Source organism: Nitrospirillum amazonense (assembly GCF_007828045.1).
Lineage (GTDB): Bacteria > Pseudomonadota > Alphaproteobacteria > Azospirillales > Azospirillaceae > Nitrospirillum > Nitrospirillum amazonense_C.
In genome coordinates this window covers 305,665-327,591 of record NZ_VITN01000005.1, presented here as the reverse complement: position 1 = coordinate 327,591, position 21,927 = coordinate 305,665, and the positions used below count along the sequence as shown (strand labels likewise).

Here is a 21,927-nt window from a genome sequence, read left to right as displayed (position 1 = left end):
CCACCCCGGCTGGGTAGCGGGAAGGGCTGCTCAGTGCATTTCGGCGATGACGCGCTGGCGCAGCATGTCGATGGGGGCCAGCTGGCCGCCTTCGACATAGTGCCAGAAGGTCCAGCCGTTGCAGGCCGGCAGGCCTTGCATGGCGGCACCCACCTTGTGGATGGAGCCGTTGTGCTCCCCCAAATGGTTGGCGCCCACCAGGGTGCCGTCGGCCTTGATGCGGGCGCTGTGGCGGCGGCGGGTGTCATACAGGGTGGTGCCGGGCTGCAGCAGGCCGCGCTCCACCAGCCAGCCGAAGGGTACCCGCGGCTGGGCGCGCTTGGACGGCGGCTCCAGCAATTCGGCCTCGGCCGCGGGCTCCACCGCCGCGATGCGCGACAGGGCGACCTCGGCGTAAGTCTTCTCCCGCTCGATACCGATCCAGTTGCGGCGCAGGCGCTTGGCCACGGCCCCGGTGGTGCCGGTGCCGAAGAACGGGTCCAGTACCGTGTCGCCCACGCGGGTGGAACTGGACAGCACGCGGTACAGCAGGGCCTCCGGCTTCTGGGTGGGGTGGGCCTTGTTGCCGTCGGCGTCGCGCAGGCGCTCCGAGCCCGTGCACAGGGGGAACAGCCAGTCGCTGCGCATCTGCAGCTCCTCGTTCAGGTTCTTCATGGCCTCATAGGCGAAGAAGTACTTGGCGTCCTGCGACTTGGCCGCCCAGATCATGGTCTCGTGGGCGTTGGTGAAGCGCTTGCCCCGGAAGTTGGGCATGGGGTTGGTCTTGCGCCAGATGATGTCGTTCAGGATCCAGTAGCCCAGGTCCTGCAGGATGGCGCCCACGCGGAAGATGTTGTGGTAGCTGCCAATGACCCACAGCGTGCCGTCGTCCTTCAGGGCGTGGCGGGCGGCGGCCAGCCAGTCGCGGGTGAAGCGGTCGTAGGTCGCGAAGTCGGCGAAACGGTCCCATTCCTCGTCCACCCCATCGACGCGGGTGTGGTTGGGACGCATCAGGTCGCCCGACAGCTGCAGGTTATAGGGCGGGTCGGCGAACACCATGTCGACCGATCCGGCCGGCAGACCCTGCATCAGGGAAACGCAGTCGCCCACAAGTATCCGGTTGGCGGGGGCCGCCTCCCGCACCTTGGACTTGGTCTTGGAGTCGGTACGGGCTTCCGTGGTCTTCAACATGGGGAGTATTCGCCGAATCGGGGGTTGATTTTTGCCGACAATGAGTCGGCCCCGAGTCGCCGTCAATGTAATTTTTTAGGCAAGAGTCAGTAGAGTCAAAGGTTTAGGGCCAACTGTTCTGAGATTGGAGCAAATGTACGGCGGTGAGCGGGCGTGACCCCCAATATCTTGATTGCGTCACGATGTTCGGCCGTGCCGTAACCGGCGTTGCGTTCCCACCCATAACCGGGGTGCGACAGGGCCAGATCCGCCATCAGACGGTCGCGGGTGACCTTGGCGATGATCGACGCGGCGGCGATGGACAGGCTCAGCGCGTCGCCGCTGACCAGGGTGGTGATGCGGGGGCAGGGCAGGCCCGGCGGACGCTGGTTGCCGTCCACCAGGGCGGTCAGGGGGGCGGGGCCGCCATCGGCCGCCAGGGCCTCCACCGCGCGCCGCATGGCCAGGAAGGTCGCCTGCAGGATGTTGACGGTGTCGATCTCCTCCACGCTGCTGATGCCTACGCCCACGCGGGCGTTGGCCCGGATGGCGTCGAACAGGGCCTCGCGCGCGGCGGCGGTCAGTTTTTTGCTGTCGTTGATGCCAGCGCACCAGGGCGGGGCTTCCGTGCTGCCGGGAGGGCAGATGGGCAGGATGACGGCGGCGGCGACCACCGGGCCGGCCAGCGGGCCGCGCCCGGCCTCGTCCACGCCGCAGACCAGATTGTCATGGGCGTGGCCGGCGTCCAGTTCCGGCCGCAGGGTGGGCGGCCCCAACTGTATGACAATTTCGGAGGTGGGCTTGCGGGGGCGGGGCATCGTTCACAGCTTAAGCACGGGCGTGGCCGCCATGATGGCCGACCGCACCCCTCGCGGGCAAGCTTTGGACCTCCGGGAATAGGGAGAGGTTGAGGCAGATCATTTTGCCACCGACGCATCGGGCGCAGCATGCGTCCGTCCCAACATCGTCCCGCTCCAAACCGTCCTGCCAGGTCCGCCCCATGCGCCCCGATCTCGTCGCCAAGTACCGCAACCAGCGCGTCCCCCGGTACACCAGCTATCCACCGTCGCCGCAGTTCAGCGCGGCGGTCACGGCCGACGACTACCGCCGCTGGCTGGGGCAGCTGACGGCGGCCGACACCCTGTCCCTCTACCTGCACCTCCCCTTCTGCCGCAGCATGTGCTGGTACTGCGGCTGCCACACCACCGTGGTCAACCATGAGGCGCCCATCCGCCGCTACCAGGCCGCCCTGGAGGCGGAGATCGACGCCGTGGCGGGGGCGCTGGTCCCCGACTCCACGCTGTCTCGGGGCGGCGGCCTGCCCCCCGTCACCCACATCCATTTCGGGGGCGGCACGCCCACCCTGCTGCCCCCCGATGCCTTCCTGTCGCTCATGGACCGGTTGGCCCAGCGCTTCGGCCGGCCGGCCGCCACGGCGGAGATCGCGGTGGAGATCGACCCCCGCACCCTGACCCCCGCCATGGCGGCGGCGCTGGGCCAGGCGGGCGTCACCCGGGCCAGCCTGGGCGTGCAAAGCTTTGACGACCGGGTGCAGCGGGCCATCAACCGGGTGCAGCCCTACGCCGCCACGGCGGAGGCGGTGGCCCGCCTGCGCCAGGCCGGCATCGGCGGCATCAACCTGGACCTGATCTACGGCCTGCCCCACCAGACGGTGGACAGCTGTGTCCAATCCGTGACCCAAGCCCTGGACCTGGCGCCGGACCGGCTGAGCGTCTTCGGCTATGCCCACATGCCGTCGCTGAAGGCCCACCAGGGCCGCATCGAGACGGCCGCCCTGCCGGGGGCCACCCAACGGACCGAGCAGGCCGCCGCCATGGCCGAGACCCTGGAGGCGGCGGGCTACGTCGCCATCGGCCTGGACCACTACGCCCGCAAGGACGACGTGATGGCCACGGCCTACGCCGCCGGCCGGCTGAAACGCAATTTCCAGGGCTATACCGTCGACACGGCCACGGCGCTGCTGGGCTTCGGCGCTTCCGCCATCGGGCGCACGCGCGGGGGCTATATCCAGAACAAGGTGGAGGTGCCCGCTTACCTTAAGGCGTGGGAAGCCCACGCGGAGGGAGGCGGTGCGGGGTGGGCGGTGGCCAAGGGCTTGGCGCTCAGCGATGATGATCGGCTGCGCGCGGACATCATCGAACAGTTGATGTGCCGTTTTTCGGTGGACTTAAGCGATACGTGCCGCCGCCACGGTGGTTCTTTGGAAGAGATCCTGACCCCTGCGACCCACCGCGCCTTGGCCGCGCTCGCCGACGATGATATTATAATCTGTGATAAAACTAGGGTCGAGGTAAGGGAGGAGGCTCGACCCCTGGTCCGCAGCGTCGCGGTTCTGTTCGATGCTTACTTCGATCCGGAATCGGGACGGCACAGCTATGCCGTGTAGATTTTTTTCAGAATTTTTCAAGATGGGGCGGATCGCCGCGTCCGCGAAACCCATGGTGTTCCCGGCCCGCTTTCACAATGTGCCTTAGAAGACTGAAAAGAAACAGTCCCACAGGTTAACGGAGGAGAGTCCCCAAGCCCCTGCTGCAATGCAGCAAAATGGCGATCGTGCCCCGCGAAAGTTGCATGAAATTACGAAGGCTGGCTGGTTTAAGACAGGCAGTGACCGAGAGAGTCATTTCCTGCATACCTGCCGCTTGCGTGCGTCTTAGAAATCGGGCATACGAAAACCCAACAAGGCTCGACTGTGAAGGTCGACAACGATCGCAAGCGGTGTTCGGGTCCGTGAAAAGCGGGCCGTGGTGCTTGGGGCTGGTGTTCGTTAGGTTATGAAATAACCGGATGTGCGCCACGGGTGCCGGATACTGCTTCGCAAATGAATTGGAGGCAGATGTGGGAAGGTCGGTGTTGGTCGACCCCAGGATTGCGTTTCGATGTCCAGGCGGACCTCTGGTTCCCGGCATCACGGATTCCCCCCGTTCTGCCGCCCGTAAATCGCTTCCGCTCGGATGCGCCATGGCGTTTTCCGATGCGGTGTCTTCCTTCGTGATGTGACCGCAGGAAAATGCCTTACACCACAAAACAATCGTCAAACAGCCGGTTGATCGGGCTGGCCGCCACGGTCCTGATCCAGGCCGGTATCGTCTACGCCCTCTTCACGGGCCTTGCGAACAAGGTCGTCGAGGTGGTCAAGGGTCCTGTCGAGACCCAGATCATTGAAGATGTCAAGAAGGACCCGCCGCCGCCGCCGCCGCCGCCGCCGCCGCCGCCGCAGACCGTGCAGCCGCCGCCGTTCGTGCCGCCCGTCGAGGTCAATATCGAGACCCCGCCGCCGCCCAGCCCGACGCCGACGACCACGAACAGGCCGCCGGTGGTCGTGCCGCCGACCGCCCCGGTCGCGCCCGCTGCCCCGCCGGCCCCCGCCTCCGTTCCGGTCAAGATCGACCCGAACAGCTTCAGCCGCTATCAGCCGGAATACCCGTCCGCGTCCTCGCGCCTGGGTGAGGAAGGCCGTGTCGTGTTCGTCGTGTACTGCGACTCCAGCGGCAAGGTCACCGACGCCAAGGTCGTCGAGTCCAGCACGCATGACCGTCTGGATGAGGCGGTGATCAAGCAGGCCCAGCGTGGCGTGTGGAAGTGCACGGCTGAGCAGCAGGAAGGCAAGTCCGTGGGGACGTGGTCCTCGACCAAGATCGCCTACCGCTTCCAGCTCAAGGACGCGCGTTAACAGTTCAAGAAAACCGGGGCCTCTTAGACGCGGATGCGCAAGGGTTCCTCATCCCCTCAACCCAAATGTGTTGGAATTGTCATGAGCATTAGGGAGCGTTTCAAGCTGACCGCCGGTTCCATGGTGCGTTTCGCCATGGTGGCCCTGGTCGTCGGTACCTTCACCTCGGTCGCGGTCGCCCAGACCACGACCCCGTCCACCGACAGCTCGGCCCCGGCCGCCGCCGCTCCGGCTCCGGCTGCTGACCAGGCCGCTCCGGCCGCCGCGCCCGCCGCGGACGCCAGCGCCAGCGACGTCGCCGCTCCGGCTGCCGCCACCGAGACGGTCGAGAACCCCTACGGCCTGAGCGCCCTGTGGAAGGGCGGTGACTTCGTGGCCCGTGGCGTCCTGATCATCATGGCCATCATGATGACCGGCACCTGGTACATCATCATCACCAAGCTGATCGAGCAGACCCTGCTGCTGCGCTCCGCCAGCCAGGCCGACAAGTCCTTCTGGACCGCCCCGTCCCTGGCCGATGGCGCCGCCAAGCTGAACAAGAACAGCGTGTTCCGCATGCTGGTCGAAGACGGCCTGCGCGCCACCGAGCACCACGAGGGCACGCTGGTCGACCAGATCGACCTTCACACCTGGGTGACCATGCAGCTGCAGCGCTCGGTCGATAGCATCAGCAACCGCATGAAGGGCGGCCTGGCCTTCCTCGCCACCGTCGGTTCGACCGGTCCGTTCGTCGGTCTGTTCGGTACGGTGTGGGGCATCTATCACGCCCTGACCGCCATCGGTATCGCCGGTCAGGCCTCGATCGACAAGGTCGCCGGCCCCGTCGGTGAAGCGCTGATCATGACCGCCATCGGTCTGATGGTCGCCGTTCCCGCCGTGCTGGGGTACAACTGGCTGCTGAGCCGCAACAAGACCGCCATGGACCGCGTCCGCAACTTCTCCGCCGACCTGCATGCCCTGCTGGTGAGCGGTGGCCGTCTCGGCGCCGGCAAGTCCGCTCGGAGCGCGTAAACATGGGGATGAACGTCGGTCCTGCCGGCGATGGTGATGATGATGGCGAGGTCGTATCGGCGATCAATACGACCCCCCTCGTCGACATCATGCTGGTGCTGCTGATCATCTTCCTGATTACGGTCCCCGTCGTCACCCACACGGTGAACGTGGACCTGCCGAAGGAACGTAATCAGCCTACCAAGACGAAGCCGGAAAACATCGTCATCGCGGTAAACCGGGACGGCGACATCTTCTGGAACGAGTCCAAGATGCCGGACTACAGCGCGTTGCTTGAGAAGCTCAAGACGCGCTCTGTGGAACAGCCTCAACCGGAAGTCCATATCCGTGGCGACAAGAATGCGCGCTACGAATATGTGGGCCGGGTGGTGGTCGCGGCCCAGCGGGCCGGCATCGTGAAGATCGGTTTCATCACCGAGCCGCCGGCGGGCGTCGCCGCCGCGAACTGACGGTCCGCCGGTAAGGAGTTATAGCCATGGGTATGAACGTTGGCGGAGGTGGTGAAGACGAAGCCATGATGGACATCAACACCACGCCGCTCATCGACGTGATGTTGGTCCTGATCATCATGCTGATCATCACCATTCCGATCCAAACCCATGCGGTGAAGTTGGACATGCCGTCGGCGACCCCGCCGCAGGCCAATACGACACCGCCTGAGGTGGTCAACATCATGGTGGATTTCGACAACACGATTCAGTGGAACGGAACCACCGTTGATCGCCATGAACTGGAGTTGCGTCTGAAGAACGCCGCGCTCCAGAACCCGCAGCCCGAGGTTCATCTTTGGCCGAACAAGCTGGCCAAATATAACACCGTGGCGATGGTCATGGCCTCGGCCCAGCGCCTGGGTGTGACCAAGCTGGGTCTGGTGGGTGCGGAACAGTTTATAGACTAAGTCCGTGTACGCGGCGGCCTCGTTACCCGAGCTGGTCTTGGGATGCGGGGCCGCCGCGACCGTTTGGGGGCTCGTGATCTTTTGGGGGCACGGGCCCTTTTCGGGATGCTTGTCCCTATTTCACCCCAATTGCCGATTTAGATTTCCCGATATGAGGGGCCGCTCGTCGGTCCAGCCCTTCAACAAAGCAGGTAGAGTCCTCGGAATGATCGCCACGCACTTCCTTCGTGCCGCACTGCTCGCCTCGGCGCTCACCATGGGCGGCGCCGTTGTCATCAGCGCCCCCACGCCGGCCCACGCCGCCGACGCCGCCAAGAAGTTCAGCCCGGAAGTCGGCAAGCCGCTGCAGGCCGCCCAAGAGGCGCTGAAGGCGCGGAAGTACAAGGAAGCGCTGGATAAGCTCGACGAGGCCGACAAGGCCAGCAAGAAGTCCGCGTACGAGACCTACACGATCGAGACCCTGCGCGCCGCCGCCTACAGCGGCGCTGGTGACATGGCGAACTTCGCCAAGTCCCTGGAAGCGACGCTGGCCACTGGCCAGGTGCCGGACGCGGACAAGATCAATCGTGACAAGCTGATCGCCGAGGCTTACTTCAGCGTGAAGAACTACGCCAAGTTCTCTGCCGCCTCTGACCGCTACTACAAGGACGGCGGTACCGATAACCGCTTGAAGGAACTGGCCATCCAGATTTACCTGGACCAGAAGGACTACGCCAACGCCTCCAAGGCTGCGCGCGCCATGATCCAGGCCCAGGGCGGCAAGCCGTCCAAGACGCTGCTGCAGACCGTCGCCAGCGCCGAATACAACATGGACCATAAGGCCGCTTTCCTCGACGCGATGGAGCGGATCCTGGTGAACTACCCGGATCAGGAAAGCTGGGAAAGCGTGATCCGCGGCGTGCAGAAGCTACCCGGCTTCAACTCCAACCGCCTGCAGATCGACGTGCTGCGCCTGCAGATCGGCGCCGGCCTGGTGAAGGAACCGGGCCCGTACCTGGAATTCGCCCAGCTGGCCATGAGCGACGGCCTGGGTACCGAGGCCAAGGCCGTCATGGACAAGGGCTTCAAGGCCGGCATTCTGGGCAAGGCCCAGGGCGACCGCGAGAAGCGCCTGGCCGACATGGCCGGCAAGCAGGTCGAGGACGATCAGCGCAAGCTGCCGGATGACGAGAAGGAAGCCGGCGCGCAGCCCGACGGCAAGCAGTTGGTCAAGGTCGGCACGCAGTACCTGGCCTTGGGCAACGCCGCCAAGGCCATCGAGGTCATCCAGGCTGGCATCAAGAAGGACCAGCTGAAGTATCCGGAAGAGGCCAAGTTGCGCCTGGTCCAGGCCTACCTGGCCGCCGGCCAGAAGCCCAAGGCGCTGGACGCCATGAAGAGCATCAAGGGCACCGACGGCACCGCCGACATCGCCCGCCTGTACCTGATCCAGGCCGGCGTCAGCCCGTTCTGATCCTCCTAAGCCCGGCACCCGCGCCGGGCCCTGTAAATGCGAAGGCCGGTCCCTGGCGGGGCCGGCCTTTGTCATGTGCGCTCTCATCAAAACAGCGCCAGCTGGTCGCCCGCCTGGGGTGGCGGCTGGAACAGGTCGCAGCGCATGCTCGAGCGCCGCTGATCCAGGCCCAGGCGCTTGACCGCCAGCTTGTAGCGGGCGTTCAGCAATTGGGCGTAGACGCCGCTACCGCGCATGCGGGTGCCGAATTCGGCATGGTTGCGGCCGCCGTCGCGGCACTGGCGGATCAGGCTCAGCACATGGTCGGCCCGGTCGGGCACGTGCAGGCGCAGCCATTCCTCCATCAGGTCGCCCAGTTCCCGGGGCAGGCGCAGCAGGATGTAGTGGCCCTGGGTGGCCCCCGACTGCTTGGCGGCGGCCAGGATGCCCTCCAACTCCGCATCGTTCAGCGCCGGAATCATGGGCGAGGCCAGGACGCTGACGGGCACGCCCGCCTCCGACAGCTGGCGCACCGCGTCCAGGCGGCGCTGTGGCGTGCCGGCGCGCGGTTCCAGCTTGCGGGCCAGGTCGCGGTCCAGGGTGGTGATGGAGATGGAGACGCGCGCCAGGCCGTCGGCCGCCATGGGCGCCAGGATGTCCAGATCACGCAGCACCAGGGGCGACTTGGTGATGATGCCCACCGGGTGGCGGAAGTCACGCAGCACCTCCAGCACGCCGCGGGTGATGCGCTCCGTCCGTTCGATGGGCTGATAGGCGTCGGTGTTGGCGCCCAGGGCGAGGGGCTGGGGCGTGTAGCCCTTGGCCCGCAACTCCTTGGCCAGCAGCGCCGGGGCGTCGCGCTTGGCGTACAGGATGGTTTCGAAATCCAGGCCCGGCGAATGGCCCAGATAGGCGTGGCTGGGCCGGGCGAAGCAATAGACGCAACCGTGCTCACACCCCCGGTAGGGGTTGATGGAACGGTCGAAATTCACGTCCGGGCTGTCGTTGTAGCTGATGACGCTGCGCGAGGTGTCCAGCCGCACCTGCGTGGCGGCGGCCACCTCAAGGTCCGCCTCCTCGTCCCAGCCGTCGTGGCCCGCCCGGGCCCAGCCGTCGTCCGTGCGCATGCGGGCGTGGGCCTCGAACCGGCCCACGCGGTTGGAGATGGTGCCCCGGCCCTTCAGCGGGCGGTCATCCAGGATGTCGACCATGGTTCCCTCCGTTACCCGGAGGGCAGCCTACGCCCGGCAAAATAAGAACACAACATGAACATTTGAGCTGCCAGGCCTCCTGGCGGCCAGCAAAAAGGCCGCCCCAGGAACCCCAGGGCGGCCTCGTCGCAAAGCGTTGGCGGCTCAGGCGGCGGCAGTGGCCAGGCGGGCGCAGACGGCCTCGATCAGCAGCTGGCGGGCCCGGTCGACGATGTCGTCCATGGACGACGTGCGCACGAACATGGCGGCGGCCCGTTCCTTCAGCTCTTCCCGCGTGGGCAGGGTGGGCATGCTCGGCATGTGCAGCTCCGGCAGGCTGGGCATGGCCGGCATATGAAGCTCGGGCATGTGCAGGGAGGCCAGCATGGCCTCCGCCTGGGCCCGCGCGTTCTGCAGCTTGTGCTGCAGCTCGGCCTTCACGTCGGCCAGCGAGGGGGTGTCGGCCAGGGTGGCCTGCAGGCGGGCGGCGATCTGTTCCACATGGAAGGTGGCCGCCAGCTGGCCGGCGGCCCTATCGATGATGGCCTTGCCCAGACGCTGCTCGCCCCGCACCACCGCGGCCGGCGGGCGGTGCAGGTCCCAGGTGATGCCCACCCAGGAAAGCGCCTTCAGGATGTAGTAAGTGGTGTCGATCTCCCACCAGCGGAAACCCTGGCAGGCGGCGCTCTGGTAGGCATGGTGGTTGTTGTGCCAGCCCTCGCCCATGGTCAGCAGGGCGAACCACCAGTTATTGCGGCTGTCGTCGCCGGTCAGATAGCGGCGGCGGCCGTACACATGGGCCAGGGAGTTGATGCAGAAGGTGCCGTGGTAGGTGGCGATGGTGCTCCAGAAGAAGCCCACCACCAGGCCCGACCAGCCGGCGGCGAACCACACGGCGACGGCCAGGATGAAGGCGGGCAGGTAATGGAACCGGTCCAGGAAGCGCAGCTCGGGGAACTTGGCCAGGTCCGGCACGGCGGCCAGGTCGGTCTGGTCGTGACGGGCGGTGAAGATCCAGCCCATGTGCGCATACCAGAAGCCGCGCTGCGCCGGGGAATGCACGTCCGCCGGGGTGTCGGAATAGCGGTGATGATGGCGGTGCTTCGCCGCCCACCACAGGATGCCGCGCTGGGCCGAGGTCTGGGCGATGAAGGCCAGGATGAACTGAAACCAGCGGCTGGTCTTATAGGCCCGGTGCGAGAAATAGCGATGGTAGCCGCCGGTAATGCCGAACATGCGCAGGCCGTAGAGGCCGACGGCCAGGGCCACGTCCTGCCAGTAAACCCCGGTCCAGATGGCGCCCAGGCAGGCCAGGTGCACCAGGATGAAGGGCACGGCGCCGGTGGCCTGGATATCGTCCAGGTAATGGTCGGCCGGGGTTTCGACCCGGGGGGTGACCCGGGGGCCGGCAGTGTCGCGGGCGGGGCTGGTCACAGGCGTGTGCACTCCATCAGGGGCCGGCGGCGGTGGGCCGGGCGGGGATGATGTCTATATCGTCTGGATAGCAGAAATCGGCCTTAAAGCCGACTCCGCGTTTGGGGCGCTGGTCCTCTGGCATCAGGGTATGGGGCAACCCTGAAGGGGAGCTTAACGCCGGCGGCGGTATGGGCGATTTGTGCTGGGTCAAAAGTCCGGCGCAAGGTCGTCCGGCGTCAGGGTTTGGGCCGGCCCCACGGCGGTGCTGGCGGCCCCCTCCATCCACCAGCCGGAGTCGGCCAGTTTGCCCTCATACAGCTCCATTACCGGCTTCTGCAGGCGGTCGACCAGCACCATGTCGTGCGTGGCCACCAGGCAGGTGGTGCCCAGTTTGTTCAGTTCGATAAACAGCCGCATGATGCGCAGGCTCATCTCGCGATCGATGTTGCCTGTGGGCTCGTCGGCGATGATCAGCTTGGGCCGGGTGACGACGGCGCGGGCGATGGCCACCAGCTGCTTCTGCCCGCCCGACAGGCGCAGGGGCCGCTCGTCCAACTTGGCCTTCAGCCCCACCCAGGACAGCAGCTCCGTCACGCTTTCCTGCACGTGGCCCTCGTCCTGGCCGGCCAGGCGCAGGGGCAGGGCCACGTTGTCGAACACCGTCAGATGGTTCATCAGGCGGAAGTCCTGGAACACCACGCCGATCTGGCGGCGGATGGCCGGCAGGGCCTTGCGCGGGGTCTTGGAGAGGGGATGGCCCAGCAGGGTGATCAGGCCGCGCGACGGCCGCTCCGCCAGGTACAGCAGCTTAAGCAGGCTGGACTTGCCGGCGCCGGTGGGGCCGGTCAGAAAATGGAAAGACCCGGGCGCCAGTTCGAAGCTGATGTCGCGCAGCACCTCAGGCCCGGTGCCATAGCGCAGGCCGACGTTCTCGAAGCGGACCAAGGGCGAGGTATCCTTGAAATGGAAAAGGCCCGGCCCGCCCGCTTACGGGGCGGGGCCGGGCCCGATCCAGGAAGGGGAAGGGCGCTTACTCGGCCGAGGCCGCCTCGGCGTCCGCGCGGTCGGTGGCCGGGAACAGGCCGGCCTTCTCGAACGCGGTCAGCGTCTCCTGCGCCCAGGCGCGCAGGTCGGTCAAGCCGCTGTGGCCCGTCCACACGTCGATGCCGTAGCGCTTCTCCAGGTCGGCGTCGGTCATCTTCAGCGCGTCGCGGACGGAGATGAATTCCTTCTCCAGCAGCTTCCAGATGTCGCTTTCGCAGCGCTTGATGGTGATGAGGCCGACGCCCTGGCTCTGGAAGCTCTTCAGGCGGCGGAAGGACTGGTCGTTTTCGTACGGGGCGAAGCCGCTGGCGACCTCGTTCAGCACCACGAAGCGGCGGCCGAAGGGCAGCCACTCGTTCTTGTCGAACGAGTACTGGATCAAGGCGCGGGCGTCCTCAATGGCCTGGGCCTCGGCCTTGGTGGTGACGATCAGGTCGATGGGGTTGCTGTTGCGGCGGCGCAGCAGGGCGCCGGCGTTGCGCGCCTCGGCCCAGGCGAACAGGTCGGCGGCCACGTTGGCGCCCACATCCACCACATAGCCGCCCTCCAGCAGGGTGCGGCCGAATTCGTCCCAATACTTGATGGCCAGGTTGGGGTCGGTCGAGGTCTTGATATTGGTCAGCTGCTCGCCGATGCCCAGCTCCTTCACGCCGGCGAACAGGCGACCGAACTTGGACCGCTGGTTCAGCGTGTCGCTGTCGGCGGCGGCCAGCTTCACGGGCGCGCCCTTCTGCTCGTGCTGCAGGACCAGCATCTGGGCCACCAGCGTCTTGCCTTGGCCGCCGGTCTTGGCCATCGAGATATAGGTTCGCGTCATGGGGTCGTTCTCCTGGTCCCGCATTCTTGGTGCCGGCATCCCTGGCCGCCCACGTCCCCGTCGCCCGTAGGCGATATCCCCTGGGAAAGGATCCCCGGGACGCGTCTGGCCACGGGCTGGACGGCGTGGAAAAGGCGCGTCCGGCCGGGCCTTGAATCGATACAGGTTTTCACCCGTCGCTTCAACTGCGGGGGCCGCCCTTAACCGAAATCGCACGGCGACGCGGCCCCGGGGCCCCGCCTTTAGGAAAGGTGCTCCTGCAGGCGGGGCATGATCTCCACCAGGTTGCAGGGGCGGAAGCGGTTGTCCAGCTGGTACTGCAGGATCAGGTCCCAGCCGTCGCGGCAGGCGCTGGGGCTGCCCGGCAAGGCGAACAGGTAGGTGCCGCCGGCGACCCCGCCAGTGGCCCGGCTTTGCAGGGACGAGGTGCCGATCTTGGCGTAGGACAGGGTGCGGAACATCTCACCGAAGCCGTCGATTCGCTTCTCATAGACGCTCTCGAACGCCTCCGGCGTCACGTCGCGGCCGGTCAGGCCGGTGCCGCCGGTGGAGATGACCACATCCACCATCGGGTCCGATATCCAGGCCCGCAGCTGGTCCGTGATGGCCGCCTGGTCGTCCTTCACGATGGCGCGGCCGACCAGCACGTGGCCGGCGCCGGTCAGCCGCTCCACCAGGGTGTCGCCGGACTTGTCGGTCGCCGGGTCGCGGGTGTCGGACACCGTCATCACGGCGATCTGCACCGGCAGGAAAGGGCGGGTTTCATCGATGCGGGACAAGGGGAAGGCTCCTGTTCGGGTCGCCCCTTACATGAGGAGGCGGGCGGCGGCCGTCAACCTGTGGAACGGTCAGACCTCGACCACTTCCAGCAGGTCGCCATCGGGGCCGAAGCAGCCGCAGGCCAGGGTGCCGCTGAAGCCGCAGCCGCCGTCCAGGGTCACGGTGGCGGGCGTGGCCGCCAGTCCGCCATGGCCGGGATCATAGCCGCGCACCACCCGGCCGAAGCCGGCGTAGGGGCCCTCGATGCGGGACCAGGCGCCGCCGCCCCACCAGAAGCTGTCCCCCTGGGCGGCCAGGGGCCGCGAGGTGTCGATGCCGGCGTTGACGAACAGCAGTTCGGGCAGCCGCTCCTGCCGCCGCTCGGTATAGGCGGCGCGGCGCAATGCGGCGAACAGGGTGTCGTGGCCGGGGGCGATGCGCTGGGCGGCGCGCAGCTGTCCGGTCCAGCGCGCCAGCGAGACGGCGCCGTCGCGGGCGGCGGCCACCCCCTGGTAGGCGCTGCCGCCATAGGCCGCCAGCGTGGCGTCCACGCCCTGGGTCATCATCCACTGCAGCACTTCGGCGGGATTGGGGGCGAACTGCAGTTGCAGCAGCTTCTGCCACATCTCCTCCTGCCCGCCGCGCAGATAGACCAGGTCGCTGACGATGACGCCGCGCACAGACAGGACGGCGCGGCGGAAGGACAACAGTTCGTCCATCGTGTCCCGCACGCGGGGGCCGCGGCCGATCAGGTTGCCCAGGTAGATCAGCCGGTCGCCCGGCTGGAAACGCGCGCCGATATCGTCGTGCAGGGCGGCCAGCCGGTCGACGTCGCCATGGATCGCCCCCACGGCCCAGATGCGCCGTGGACGGCCCAGCACGACAAAGCGCTCTTGTTCGTTCATGCGTTGGGTCAGACCGGCAGAGGAAGTTGCCGACCAGTGTATGCGCCGCCGCCCCATGAAAAAAGGGGCGATCGAGCCCGATCACCCCTTTTCCCACTAAGTATAGTGATGCCAGCGAACCGTACCCCCAATGGGCGGATACCGGTGGATCTCGCGGCGAATGGCTTAGGCCGCCCCCTTAGGCCGCCTTGGCCAGCACGGCCTCCAGCCGCTCGGTCGCCTTGCGCTCATCGATCTTCTCGACGGCGGCCAGCTCACGGGCCAGACGCTCCAGCGCGGCGTGGTAGATCTGCCGCTCGCTGTAGGACTGGTCGGACTGGTCGGTGCCGCGGTGCAGGTCGCGCACCACCTCGGCGATGGACACGGGGTCGCCGGAGTTGATCTTGGCCTCATACTCCTGGGCGCGGCGGCTCCACATGATGCGCTTGATCTTGGACGGGCCCTGCAGGGTCTCCATCGCGTCCTTGATCCGATCCTTGCTGGACAGGCGACGCAGGCCGGCGTTCTTGGCCTTCATCACCGGCACCTTCAGCGTCATCCGCTCCTTCTCGAAGGTGATGGCGTACAGCACCACCTCCATATCGGCGATGGCGTGCTTTTCGATGGCCACGATGCGTCCCACCCCGTGGGCCGGGTAAACGACGTAATCACCAGTGACGAAATCGAGCTTATCGGTCATTTGGATCGGCTCTCACAATTCGGCTTTTAAAGTCCCGCCTTGGGGAAGACGGGCCTGGGCGCCGGGACGGCATGCAAAGGTCGCTGTCGGCCCGGCATGGGGCCGCGACAAGGGACGAACAGCACGAAGGCGCTGGGGGAACGTGGCACGCACTTAAGCATTCGCGAACGGCGTGCCGATCCTCGCGTCCAGGACTATACTCGATATGACGGTGCGATGACAGATCGACAAGACCGTGTTCGACTTAAGTTCCTGGCATGGGCCAGGATGTCGGACATGCGAATCGCGCATGTCTTGGGCAAGGGCCGCCGAAGATTTAGGCAGGCCGGCCGAAAGAGTAAGAAAAAGCGCCGCGCGCCCCGGGGACGGCGGCGCCTCATGCCAATCTCAGTTGCCGCTGCCCGGCTTGTCGCTGAAATAGGTCTTGAACTTGTCCGGCACGCCCTTGAAAGCGTCGGCGTCGGCGGGCGCCGCCTTCTTGCGGTTCAGGTTCGGCCAGGCGGCGGCGTACTGGCGGTTCATCTCCAGCCACTCCTCGGCGCGACCGTCTGTGTCCGGCAGGATGGCCTCGGCCGGGCATTCCGGCTCGCAGACGCCGCAGTCGATGCATTCGTCGGGGTGGATGACCAGCATGTTGTCGCCCTCGTAGAAGCAGTCCACAGGGCAGACTTCCACGCAGTCGGTGTACTTGCACTTGATGCACTGCTCGGTCACGACATACGGCATTGCTCGCACTCTCCTTGAAAACCCGGTTCCCCAGGCGCCCGGGTCGGGGCAGCCTCCAGCGGGGCGGCACGGGGGCACGTATAGCCTGATATCGCCCAGGGGTATAGCACCCGCGAACGTCGGCGAAACCTACGTCATCCGGATAGCCGCCGGACGACAGCGCGAGAGGTAGAACATGCGTGGGGCGGGCGCAACAAGGTTCAATGTGCGTCGCCCTGGCCCCCGCGTCGCGTCTGGTGCAGGCTACCCTATGCAAGCCCGTGCCGCGCCTTTCGGCCGATGCACGTAAAAAGAGTAAGTCTTATTGCAATTGCTTATTCTCAACGGATAGTCTGACCCCATACCCGGGAAACAGCGGGAGGCATCAGGGACGGCATGACAGCGCACGGCGACACTGACCCGTCCAAGGCCCCGCGGGCCCAGGGCCCGGCGGCACCCGAACCGTCGCCGGCCATGGCGGCCCAGCTCTACGCCGTGCTGCAGCGCTTTTCCCAAGCCATCGTCGTCTTCGGGCCCGACGACCGCGTGGTGTTCGCCAACGACCGCTATCATGAAATGTTCCCCCGCTCGCCGGCGCCGGGCGTCATCCTGGGGTGGCGGTTCGAGGATCTGCTGCGCCATTCCATTGCCGCCGGCCAGGTGCCCCAGGCGGAAGCGGACCCGGAAGCCTACATCGCCCGCCGCCTTTCCCAGCGCGGCATCGCCCGCGAGGGGCTGATCGGTGATCGCTGGTACCGGGCGGTGGAGGAACGCATCCCCGGCGGCGGCATCGTGCTGAGCTACAGCGACATCACCGACCGCCGCGCGGTGGAGGAGGAGTTGCGGCGCAAGTCCGCCATCCTCAGCGCCGCCATGGAGGCGGTGCCGGGCGGCTTCATGGTAATGGATGAGCGCTTCAATTTCGTGGTGTGGAGTCGCAACTGGCCGGCCATCGGCGGCGCCACGGATGAGATCATTCGCGCCTATCCCAACATGCCGGACCTTGCCCGCTGGCAGTCCCGCCGGGGTGATTACGATGCCATCCGGCTGGACCCCGCGCAGTTCGATGCCCAGGCGGTCGCCGCCGTGCCGTGGCTGGGCCGGCTGCTGGCCCTGCAGGCCGCCCGCCCGCAGCAGCTGACCCCCAGCGACGAGGAGCGGGAGTTGCTGGTGCAGTGGCAGCTGCTGCGCTATCGGGCCGAGGGCCGGCCGGATGGGGAGCGGGCGGAGGGCAGCGGCACCATCCACATCGGCGGCGAGGATGGGCGCATCGTCGAGTTCCGCCGCAACCGCATGCCGGGACTGGGCTGGGTGTCGATCTACAACGACGTCACCGAACGCTACCGCCATGAGGAGGAAACAGCGCGGGCCCATGCCGAGACCGCGCGGGCGTTGCAGGAATTGCGCGATACCCAGGAAAGCCTGGTGCAGGCGGAAAAGCTGGCCTCGCTGGGCGAACTGGTGGCCGGGGTGGCGCACGAGCTGAACACGCCGGTGGGCATCAGCTATACCGCCGCCACCTTCCTGGCCGACCGCCTGCGGGAATTCCGCGACGATCTTGCCAATGGTCCGCCGCGCCGGACGGCGCTGATGGATTTCCTGGATCTGGTGGAAGAGACGGCCAACCTGATGACCGTCAACGCGGGGCGCGCCTCGCGCCTGGTGCAGAGCTTCAAGAACATCGCCGTCGACCAGACCAGCGACGAACGCCGGGTGCTGTCGCTGAAGCCTTACCTGGAGGAAATCGCCATCAGCCTGGGTCCGCAGTGGAAGCGGCCAGGCCATGTGCTGACCATAGACTGCCCGGCCGGTCTGGTGCTGGACACCTATCCCGGCGCGCTCAGCCAGGTTCTGACCAACCTGATCGTCAACGCCACGCTGCATGCCTACGCCCCGGGGCAGGCGGGGCGCCTGAGCATCACCGTCTCCCCCCTACCGTCGCCGGCGCCCGCCGCCGGCCGGGCGCCGGTGGAGCATGTTGAGATCCTGTTCGCCGATGACGGCAAGGGCATCCCGGCCGACGCCCTGCCCCGCATCTTCGATCCCTTCTTCACCACCCGGCGTGGGGCCGGCAGCACGGGCCTGGGCCTCAACATCGTGTTCAACCTGGTGACCCGCACCCTGGGCGGCCGCATCGAGGTGGACAGCGCGCCCGGCCGGGGCACGCGCTTTTTCCTGCGCCTGCCCAAGGTGGCGCCCCAGCCGCCCGCCGCGGCCCCGCCGACGGCGCCCGTGGACTTGGCGCCCATCGGCCCGGCGTCCACCGCTCGCTGACGGCAGCTGGCGCTTGCCCCGGCGGGGGCACGCCACTACCGTGATGGGGCCCGGGTCCGGAGGGACTGGGGCTGGGGCTTTGGGGGGCCGTGCATATGGGGGGATCGTCGCATTGCCGGGCCGGGCGCTGCCGCGTCTGGGCATCCCGCTTGGCGCTGTTGGCCGGCTGCGCCGGGCTGATCGGCCCCTTGTGGCATGCGGTGGCCCACGCGGCCCCGTCCGGCGCGGTGGCGGCCAAGACGCTGGTGCGCTCTATCGGCGGCGCGACGGTGACGTTGGACCCGCAGCGCGCCGACCTTTCCTCCGAAAGCCTGGTGATCGACGACCTGCTGGAGGGGTTGCTGGCCCCCGATGGACGGGGCGGCGCCCGACCGGCCCTGGCGGAGAGCTGGACCATTTCCCCCGATGGGCGCATCTACACCTTCAAACTGCGGGCGGACGCCAAATGGTCGGACGGCACGCCCGTCACTGCGGATGATTTCGTCTTCTCCTGGCGCCGCCTGGCGGATCCGCGCACGGCGGCGCCCTACGCCTATTACATGTGGATCGTGGTGAATGGCGAGGCCATCACCAAGGGGACGATCAAGGACGTCAACCGCCTGGGCGTGACCGCGTTGGACGCCACCACCTTCCAGGTGGAACTGGTGCGGCCCACGGCCTATTTCCTGGCCATGCTGCAGCACCAGGCCCTGTTCGCCGTGCAGAAGGCCAGCGTGCAGGCCCATGGCGACGCCTTCACGGAGCCCGGCCACTACGTTTCCAGCGGCGCCTACGTGCTGGCGGAAAACGTGCCGCGCGACCACCTGACCCTGGTGCGCAACCCCGCCTATTACGACCAGGCCAAGGTTCCCATCGCCGTGGTGCGGGACCTGCCCCTGGAGGATCGCGCGGCGGAGATGCGGCTGTTCCGCGACGGCCAGGTGCAGACCACCTACGAACTACCCATAGACCAGGTGGCGTGGGCGCGGTCGGCGCTGAAGGAGGCGTTCGTCAGCGGCGACACCTACGACACCTATTTCATCAGCTTCAACCTGCGCAATGAGCCGTGGAAGTCCTCACCGGCCTTGCGCGAGGCACTGACCCTGGCGGTCGATCGTGAGGCGCTGGCCACCCGCGTGCTGGGTGGGGAGCAGCCGGCCTACAGCTACGTGCCGCGCCTGGCGCCCGGCCCGGGCATCACCGGCTATGAGCCGGGCTGGCCCGCCTGGCGCGACCAGCCGCAGGCCGAGCGCGAGCGGCATGCGCGTGCCTTGCTGGTGGAGGCCGGTTACGGTCCCGGTGCCGGTTCCAAAGGCGGTCCGGGGGGCGGTCCGGGGGGCGGTCCGGGGGGCGGTCCGGGAGGCGGCCCGGGAGGCAGGACGCTGCCGCCCATTTCCCTCCTGTTCCCCACGGGCGCCAACTGGCAGGCCGTGGCCGTGGCGGTGGCCCGGCAATGGCATGACGTGCTGGGGGTGGAGGTGCGCTTGGATGCCCAGGACTTCCGCATCGTGGCCGCCCAGTCGAACGCGAAGACCTTCAAGGACGTGGTCTTCGCTTCCTGGATCGGCGATTACGCCGACGCCAACAGCTTCCTGGCGCTGATGCGCGGCGATGCCGGGCAGGAGAACTACGCCAGCTACCGCAACCCGCTGTTCGACGCCCTGATGGAGGAGGCGAACGGCGAGCCCGACCCCGGCCGCCGCGCCGGCCTGCTGCGCCGGGCGGAGCGGCTGATGATGGACGACACGCCCGTCATCCCCCTGTTCCACAAGACCATGCGGCGCCTGGTGTCACCCCGCGTCACCGGCTGGGTCCCCAACCCGCTGGATCTGTCGCCCACCCGCTTCCTGGATCTCACGCCGTGAGGCGGTCACGGCCCCCTGTCCACCTTGGGGAGGCGGGCGCCGGGCGCCGTGGGCGGCCGGTCGGGCTCCGGCGGCATGTCCCAGCCATGGGCCAGCGTGCTGTCGGATAGCGGAAGGAAGCTCTGCCCCAAATCCATGGGCAACTGGAAACCGGGCTTGCCCGGATCGGGGCAGGAGGCGGACTTGGCCCGCAAGGCCCAGCCCCCGGGCAGGGGCCGGTCCCACACGAACACCGCGCAGGGGCCGGTGAGGGGAGGGCGGGGCATAAAAGTTTCGTCGATCTGGAAGCCGGGGTAGTTGCCCCGCGCGCTTCCGGCCTGGCCCGCGAAGGTTTGCGCCGTCAGGGGTGGTGGTGCCGGCGGGATCAGCCCCGGTTCCGGTGTCGTGCAGGCCGACAGTCCCAGCAACGCCCCGCCCACGCACCACCATCGCTTTGCCATGGCGCCCCCTTCCGCATCCTATGCGCGTCCCATCCGTGCCGAGGGATGCGCGCCGACGGCGGCGGCCGTGGGGCGGAACCATGGCGTTTTGAGGGCGGATCGGCTGCCGTATGATCGAGCTGTCACCCTTCCCCGACCGCAAGGATGATCTTTCCGAAGCCGCCGCCGCTTTCCATCTTTTGATGCGCCTCGGCGGCACGCTCAAGTGGCAAGATCCGGTCGATGACCGGCCTTATCTCCCTCCTTGCCAGGCGGGGTAGGGCGCCTGCCGCGAAGCGGCCGACCATGGCGCTCTTCTCCTCGGGCGTCCGTGATTTCATCACCGTTCCAAAGAGGCGGAGATGGTTGTGCAGCACCAGATCGAGTGGGATCGATGTGTCGGCGTCGCCACTCATGATACCGACCTGAACCAGCGTGCCACCGCGTGCCAGACTTCTAAGGTTCCGTGCCAGATAGTTGCCGCCGATGAAATCGATCACCGCGGCCACTCCCGCCGATTGCGTGAGGTGGGAAACCTCCGCCTCGAAATCCGCGCCGTGATAATCGATCACGGCTGCGGCTCCCAGGTCACGCACGTCCGCCGCCCGCTGGGCCGACGCCGTGGCATAGACGATGGCACCTAGGGATCGGGCGATCTGTACGGCGGCTGAACCGATGCCGCCAGCCGCCGCGTGGATCAACACCTGCTGCCCAGGCTGGACTCGGGCCAGGTTCACCACTGCCTCCCAGGCGGTGGTGAAGGCCTCCATGACCCCGGCTGCCTGGATCAGCGACAGCCCATCCGGCACCCGCACAGCCATGCCGCGATCAACCCGGGCGATCTCGGCATAGGCCCCGCCGCCGACGATGGCCATCACCCGATCCCCGACCCGCATATCCGTGATGCCGGGGCCGACCTCGATGACCTCGCCAGCGAGCTCAAGACCCAGCAAGTGACTGTCGCCGAAGGCCTGGTTGCCGTAGAAGCCGGCGCGTTGCATCAGATCGGCCCGGTTGACCCCCGCTGCGGCGACCCGAACCAGCAAATCATTGGGGCGCGGCCGCGGCGCGGGCGCTTCAACCAGCCGCAGCACCTCCGGCGGGCCGAAGCGGTCATAGGCGATGGCTCTCACGATACCGCCCCATTGGCATTGGCCAGGGCACGACGGGCGATGCTCTCGGCGAACAAGGGAGTTTCGCGGCGGTTGTGGTCGCCGCCGGCAGCTTGGCGCGCTGCGGCAGCCTCCTCATAGGCGATGCCATGCTTGGCCAGGAAATCCATGAAGGCATCGGTCGGGTGAGCGGTCACGCGGTTGGTATACCGGGTGCGATTACCTTCAATCGCTTCGGCCATCAATTCCCAGACCACGTTCACTTGGGTACGTCCGTTGGCGGTGAAAACGTCCGAGATCGAGTTCATGCGGCAGTAAGTCTTGCCCGCCTCCTCGGCCACATAGTGCTGCACCACCAGGCCGGTTCCGATCATCTCGACATTGATGGACATGCGCCGGCCATCGTCGGTGGTGGTCACCCCGGCGGCGATATGATCGGGCGCGCAACACCGCAGGTACTCCGCCTCAGGCAGGGTGAACAGCCAGTCGGCGATGTCGATTTGTTCAATCGGAACATCGACTTCATGGCTATACGCGGATTGGGATAGGATGCGATTGAGGACAGTGACCATGATGGTG

General features: G+C 67.1%; 21 protein-coding genes. 8 read left to right on the top strand and 13 right to left on the bottom strand.

Annotated features, from left to right (window positions below; genetic code table 11):
- Positions 1-30: 30 nt before the first annotated feature.
- On the bottom strand, positions 31-1,068 hold the full coding sequence (locus tag FBZ89_RS11210; protein ID WP_246130165.1) for a site-specific DNA-methyltransferase: 1,038 nt from the start codon (positions 1,066-1,068) through the stop codon (positions 31-33).
- A 197-nt stretch (positions 1,069-1,265) separates the two neighbouring features.
- Positions 1,266-1,967: a ribonuclease HII gene (locus FBZ89_RS11205; protein ID WP_145750052.1), complete on the bottom strand. Its 702-nt coding sequence runs from the start codon at positions 1,965-1,967 to the stop codon at positions 1,266-1,268.
- A 182-nt stretch (positions 1,968-2,149) separates the two neighbouring features.
- Between FBZ89_RS11205 and hemN the strand changes: the two genes are divergently transcribed.
- The 6 genes from hemN (at position 2,150) to FBZ89_RS11170 (ending at position 8,205) form a co-directional block, all read left to right on the top strand.
- Positions 2,150-3,556, top strand: a complete 1,407-nt coding sequence (gene hemN / locus FBZ89_RS11200; RefSeq protein WP_145750051.1) for an oxygen-independent coproporphyrinogen III oxidase — start codon at positions 2,150-2,152, stop codon at positions 3,554-3,556.
- Positions 3,557-4,180: 624 nt separating this feature from the next.
- Positions 4,181-4,843, top strand: coding sequence for an energy transducer TonB (locus tag FBZ89_RS31920; RefSeq protein WP_145750050.1), 663 nt, complete (start codon positions 4,181-4,183; stop codon positions 4,841-4,843).
- Positions 4,844-4,924: 81 nt separating this feature from the next.
- Positions 4,925-5,854 carry a MotA/TolQ/ExbB proton channel family protein gene (locus FBZ89_RS11185; RefSeq protein ID WP_246172134.1) on the top strand — a complete coding sequence of 310 codons (930 nt, stop codon included), beginning with the start codon at positions 4,925-4,927 and terminating at the stop codon, positions 5,852-5,854.
- A 2-nt stretch (positions 5,855-5,856) separates the two neighbouring features.
- Positions 5,857-6,303: an ExbD/TolR family protein gene (locus FBZ89_RS11180; protein WP_145750049.1), complete on the top strand. Its 447-nt coding sequence runs from the start codon at positions 5,857-5,859 to the stop codon at positions 6,301-6,303.
- A 26-nt stretch (positions 6,304-6,329) separates the two neighbouring features.
- Positions 6,330-6,752 carry an ExbD/TolR family protein gene (locus tag FBZ89_RS11175; protein ID WP_145750048.1) on the top strand — a complete coding sequence of 141 codons (423 nt, stop codon included), beginning with the start codon at positions 6,330-6,332 and terminating at the stop codon, positions 6,750-6,752.
- A gap of 205 nt (positions 6,753-6,957) precedes the next feature.
- Positions 6,958-8,205: a hypothetical protein gene (locus FBZ89_RS11170; protein ID WP_145750047.1), complete on the top strand. Its 1,248-nt coding sequence runs from the start codon at positions 6,958-6,960 to the stop codon at positions 8,203-8,205.
- A gap of 86 nt (positions 8,206-8,291) precedes the next feature.
- Here the strand turns inward: FBZ89_RS11170 and FBZ89_RS11165 are convergent, their stop codons facing one another.
- From FBZ89_RS11165 to fdxA, 8 genes are all read right to left on the bottom strand, one after another.
- Positions 8,292-9,395 carry a PA0069 family radical SAM protein gene (locus FBZ89_RS11165; protein WP_145750046.1) on the bottom strand — a complete coding sequence of 368 codons (1,104 nt, stop codon included), beginning with the start codon at positions 9,393-9,395 and terminating at the stop codon, positions 8,292-8,294.
- Between the two features lie 144 nt (positions 9,396-9,539).
- Positions 9,540-10,808, bottom strand: a complete 1,269-nt coding sequence (locus FBZ89_RS11160; protein ID WP_246172133.1) for an acyl-CoA desaturase — start codon at positions 10,806-10,808, stop codon at positions 9,540-9,542.
- A gap of 189 nt (positions 10,809-10,997) precedes the next feature.
- Positions 10,998-11,735 carry a cell division ATP-binding protein FtsE gene (ftsE, locus tag FBZ89_RS11155; RefSeq protein ID WP_145750044.1) on the bottom strand — a complete coding sequence of 246 codons (738 nt, stop codon included), beginning with the start codon at positions 11,733-11,735 and terminating at the stop codon, positions 10,998-11,000.
- Positions 11,736-11,820: 85 nt separating this feature from the next.
- Positions 11,821-12,651: a hypothetical protein gene (locus tag FBZ89_RS11150; protein WP_246172132.1), complete on the bottom strand. Its 831-nt coding sequence runs from the start codon at positions 12,649-12,651 to the stop codon at positions 11,821-11,823.
- Positions 12,652-12,893: 242 nt separating this feature from the next.
- Positions 12,894-13,430: a molybdenum cofactor biosynthesis protein B gene (gene moaB / locus FBZ89_RS11145; RefSeq protein WP_145750042.1), complete on the bottom strand. Its 537-nt coding sequence runs from the start codon at positions 13,428-13,430 to the stop codon at positions 12,894-12,896.
- A 69-nt stretch (positions 13,431-13,499) separates the two neighbouring features.
- Positions 13,500-14,315: a metallophosphoesterase family protein gene (locus FBZ89_RS11140; RefSeq protein WP_145750041.1), complete on the bottom strand. Its 816-nt coding sequence runs from the start codon at positions 14,313-14,315 to the stop codon at positions 13,500-13,502.
- A 178-nt stretch (positions 14,316-14,493) separates the two neighbouring features.
- Positions 14,494-14,994 carry a CarD family transcriptional regulator gene (locus tag FBZ89_RS11135; protein WP_040845774.1) on the bottom strand — a complete coding sequence of 167 codons (501 nt, stop codon included), beginning with the start codon at positions 14,992-14,994 and terminating at the stop codon, positions 14,494-14,496.
- Between the two features lie 387 nt (positions 14,995-15,381).
- Positions 15,382-15,720, bottom strand: coding sequence for a ferredoxin FdxA (gene fdxA, locus FBZ89_RS11130; protein WP_004272685.1), 339 nt, complete (start codon positions 15,718-15,720; stop codon positions 15,382-15,384).
- Between the two features lie 375 nt (positions 15,721-16,095).
- On the opposite strand from fdxA, the gene FBZ89_RS11125 reads away from it, so the two are divergent.
- Together FBZ89_RS11125 and FBZ89_RS11120 are read left to right on the top strand one after the other, a co-directional pair.
- Positions 16,096-17,973, top strand: coding sequence for a sensor histidine kinase (locus FBZ89_RS11125; RefSeq protein ID WP_145750040.1), 1,878 nt, complete (start codon positions 16,096-16,098; stop codon positions 17,971-17,973).
- A 149-nt stretch (positions 17,974-18,122) separates the two neighbouring features.
- Positions 18,123-19,817 carry a peptide ABC transporter substrate-binding protein gene (locus FBZ89_RS11120; protein WP_186457301.1) on the top strand — a complete coding sequence of 565 codons (1,695 nt, stop codon included), beginning with the start codon at positions 18,123-18,125 and terminating at the stop codon, positions 19,815-19,817.
- A 5-nt stretch (positions 19,818-19,822) separates the two neighbouring features.
- On the opposite strand, the gene FBZ89_RS11115 is transcribed toward FBZ89_RS11120, so the two are convergent.
- The 3 genes from FBZ89_RS11115 to FBZ89_RS11105 all read right to left on the bottom strand — a co-directional run bounded on the left by FBZ89_RS11115 (position 19,823) and on the right by FBZ89_RS11105 (position 21,920).
- Positions 19,823-20,257: a hypothetical protein gene (locus FBZ89_RS11115; protein WP_145750038.1), complete on the bottom strand. Its 435-nt coding sequence runs from the start codon at positions 20,255-20,257 to the stop codon at positions 19,823-19,825.
- Between the two features lie 122 nt (positions 20,258-20,379).
- A complete protein-coding gene (locus FBZ89_RS11110) occupies positions 20,380-21,369 on the bottom strand; it encodes an NAD(P)H-quinone oxidoreductase (protein WP_145750037.1) in 990 nt (329 codons plus the stop codon).
- A complete protein-coding gene (locus tag FBZ89_RS11105) occupies positions 21,366-21,920 on the bottom strand; it encodes a hypothetical protein (RefSeq protein ID WP_145750036.1) in 555 nt (184 codons plus the stop codon). The genes FBZ89_RS11110 and FBZ89_RS11105 overlap by 4 nt, the downstream gene beginning before the upstream one ends.
- Positions 21,921-21,927 lie beyond the last annotated feature (7 nt).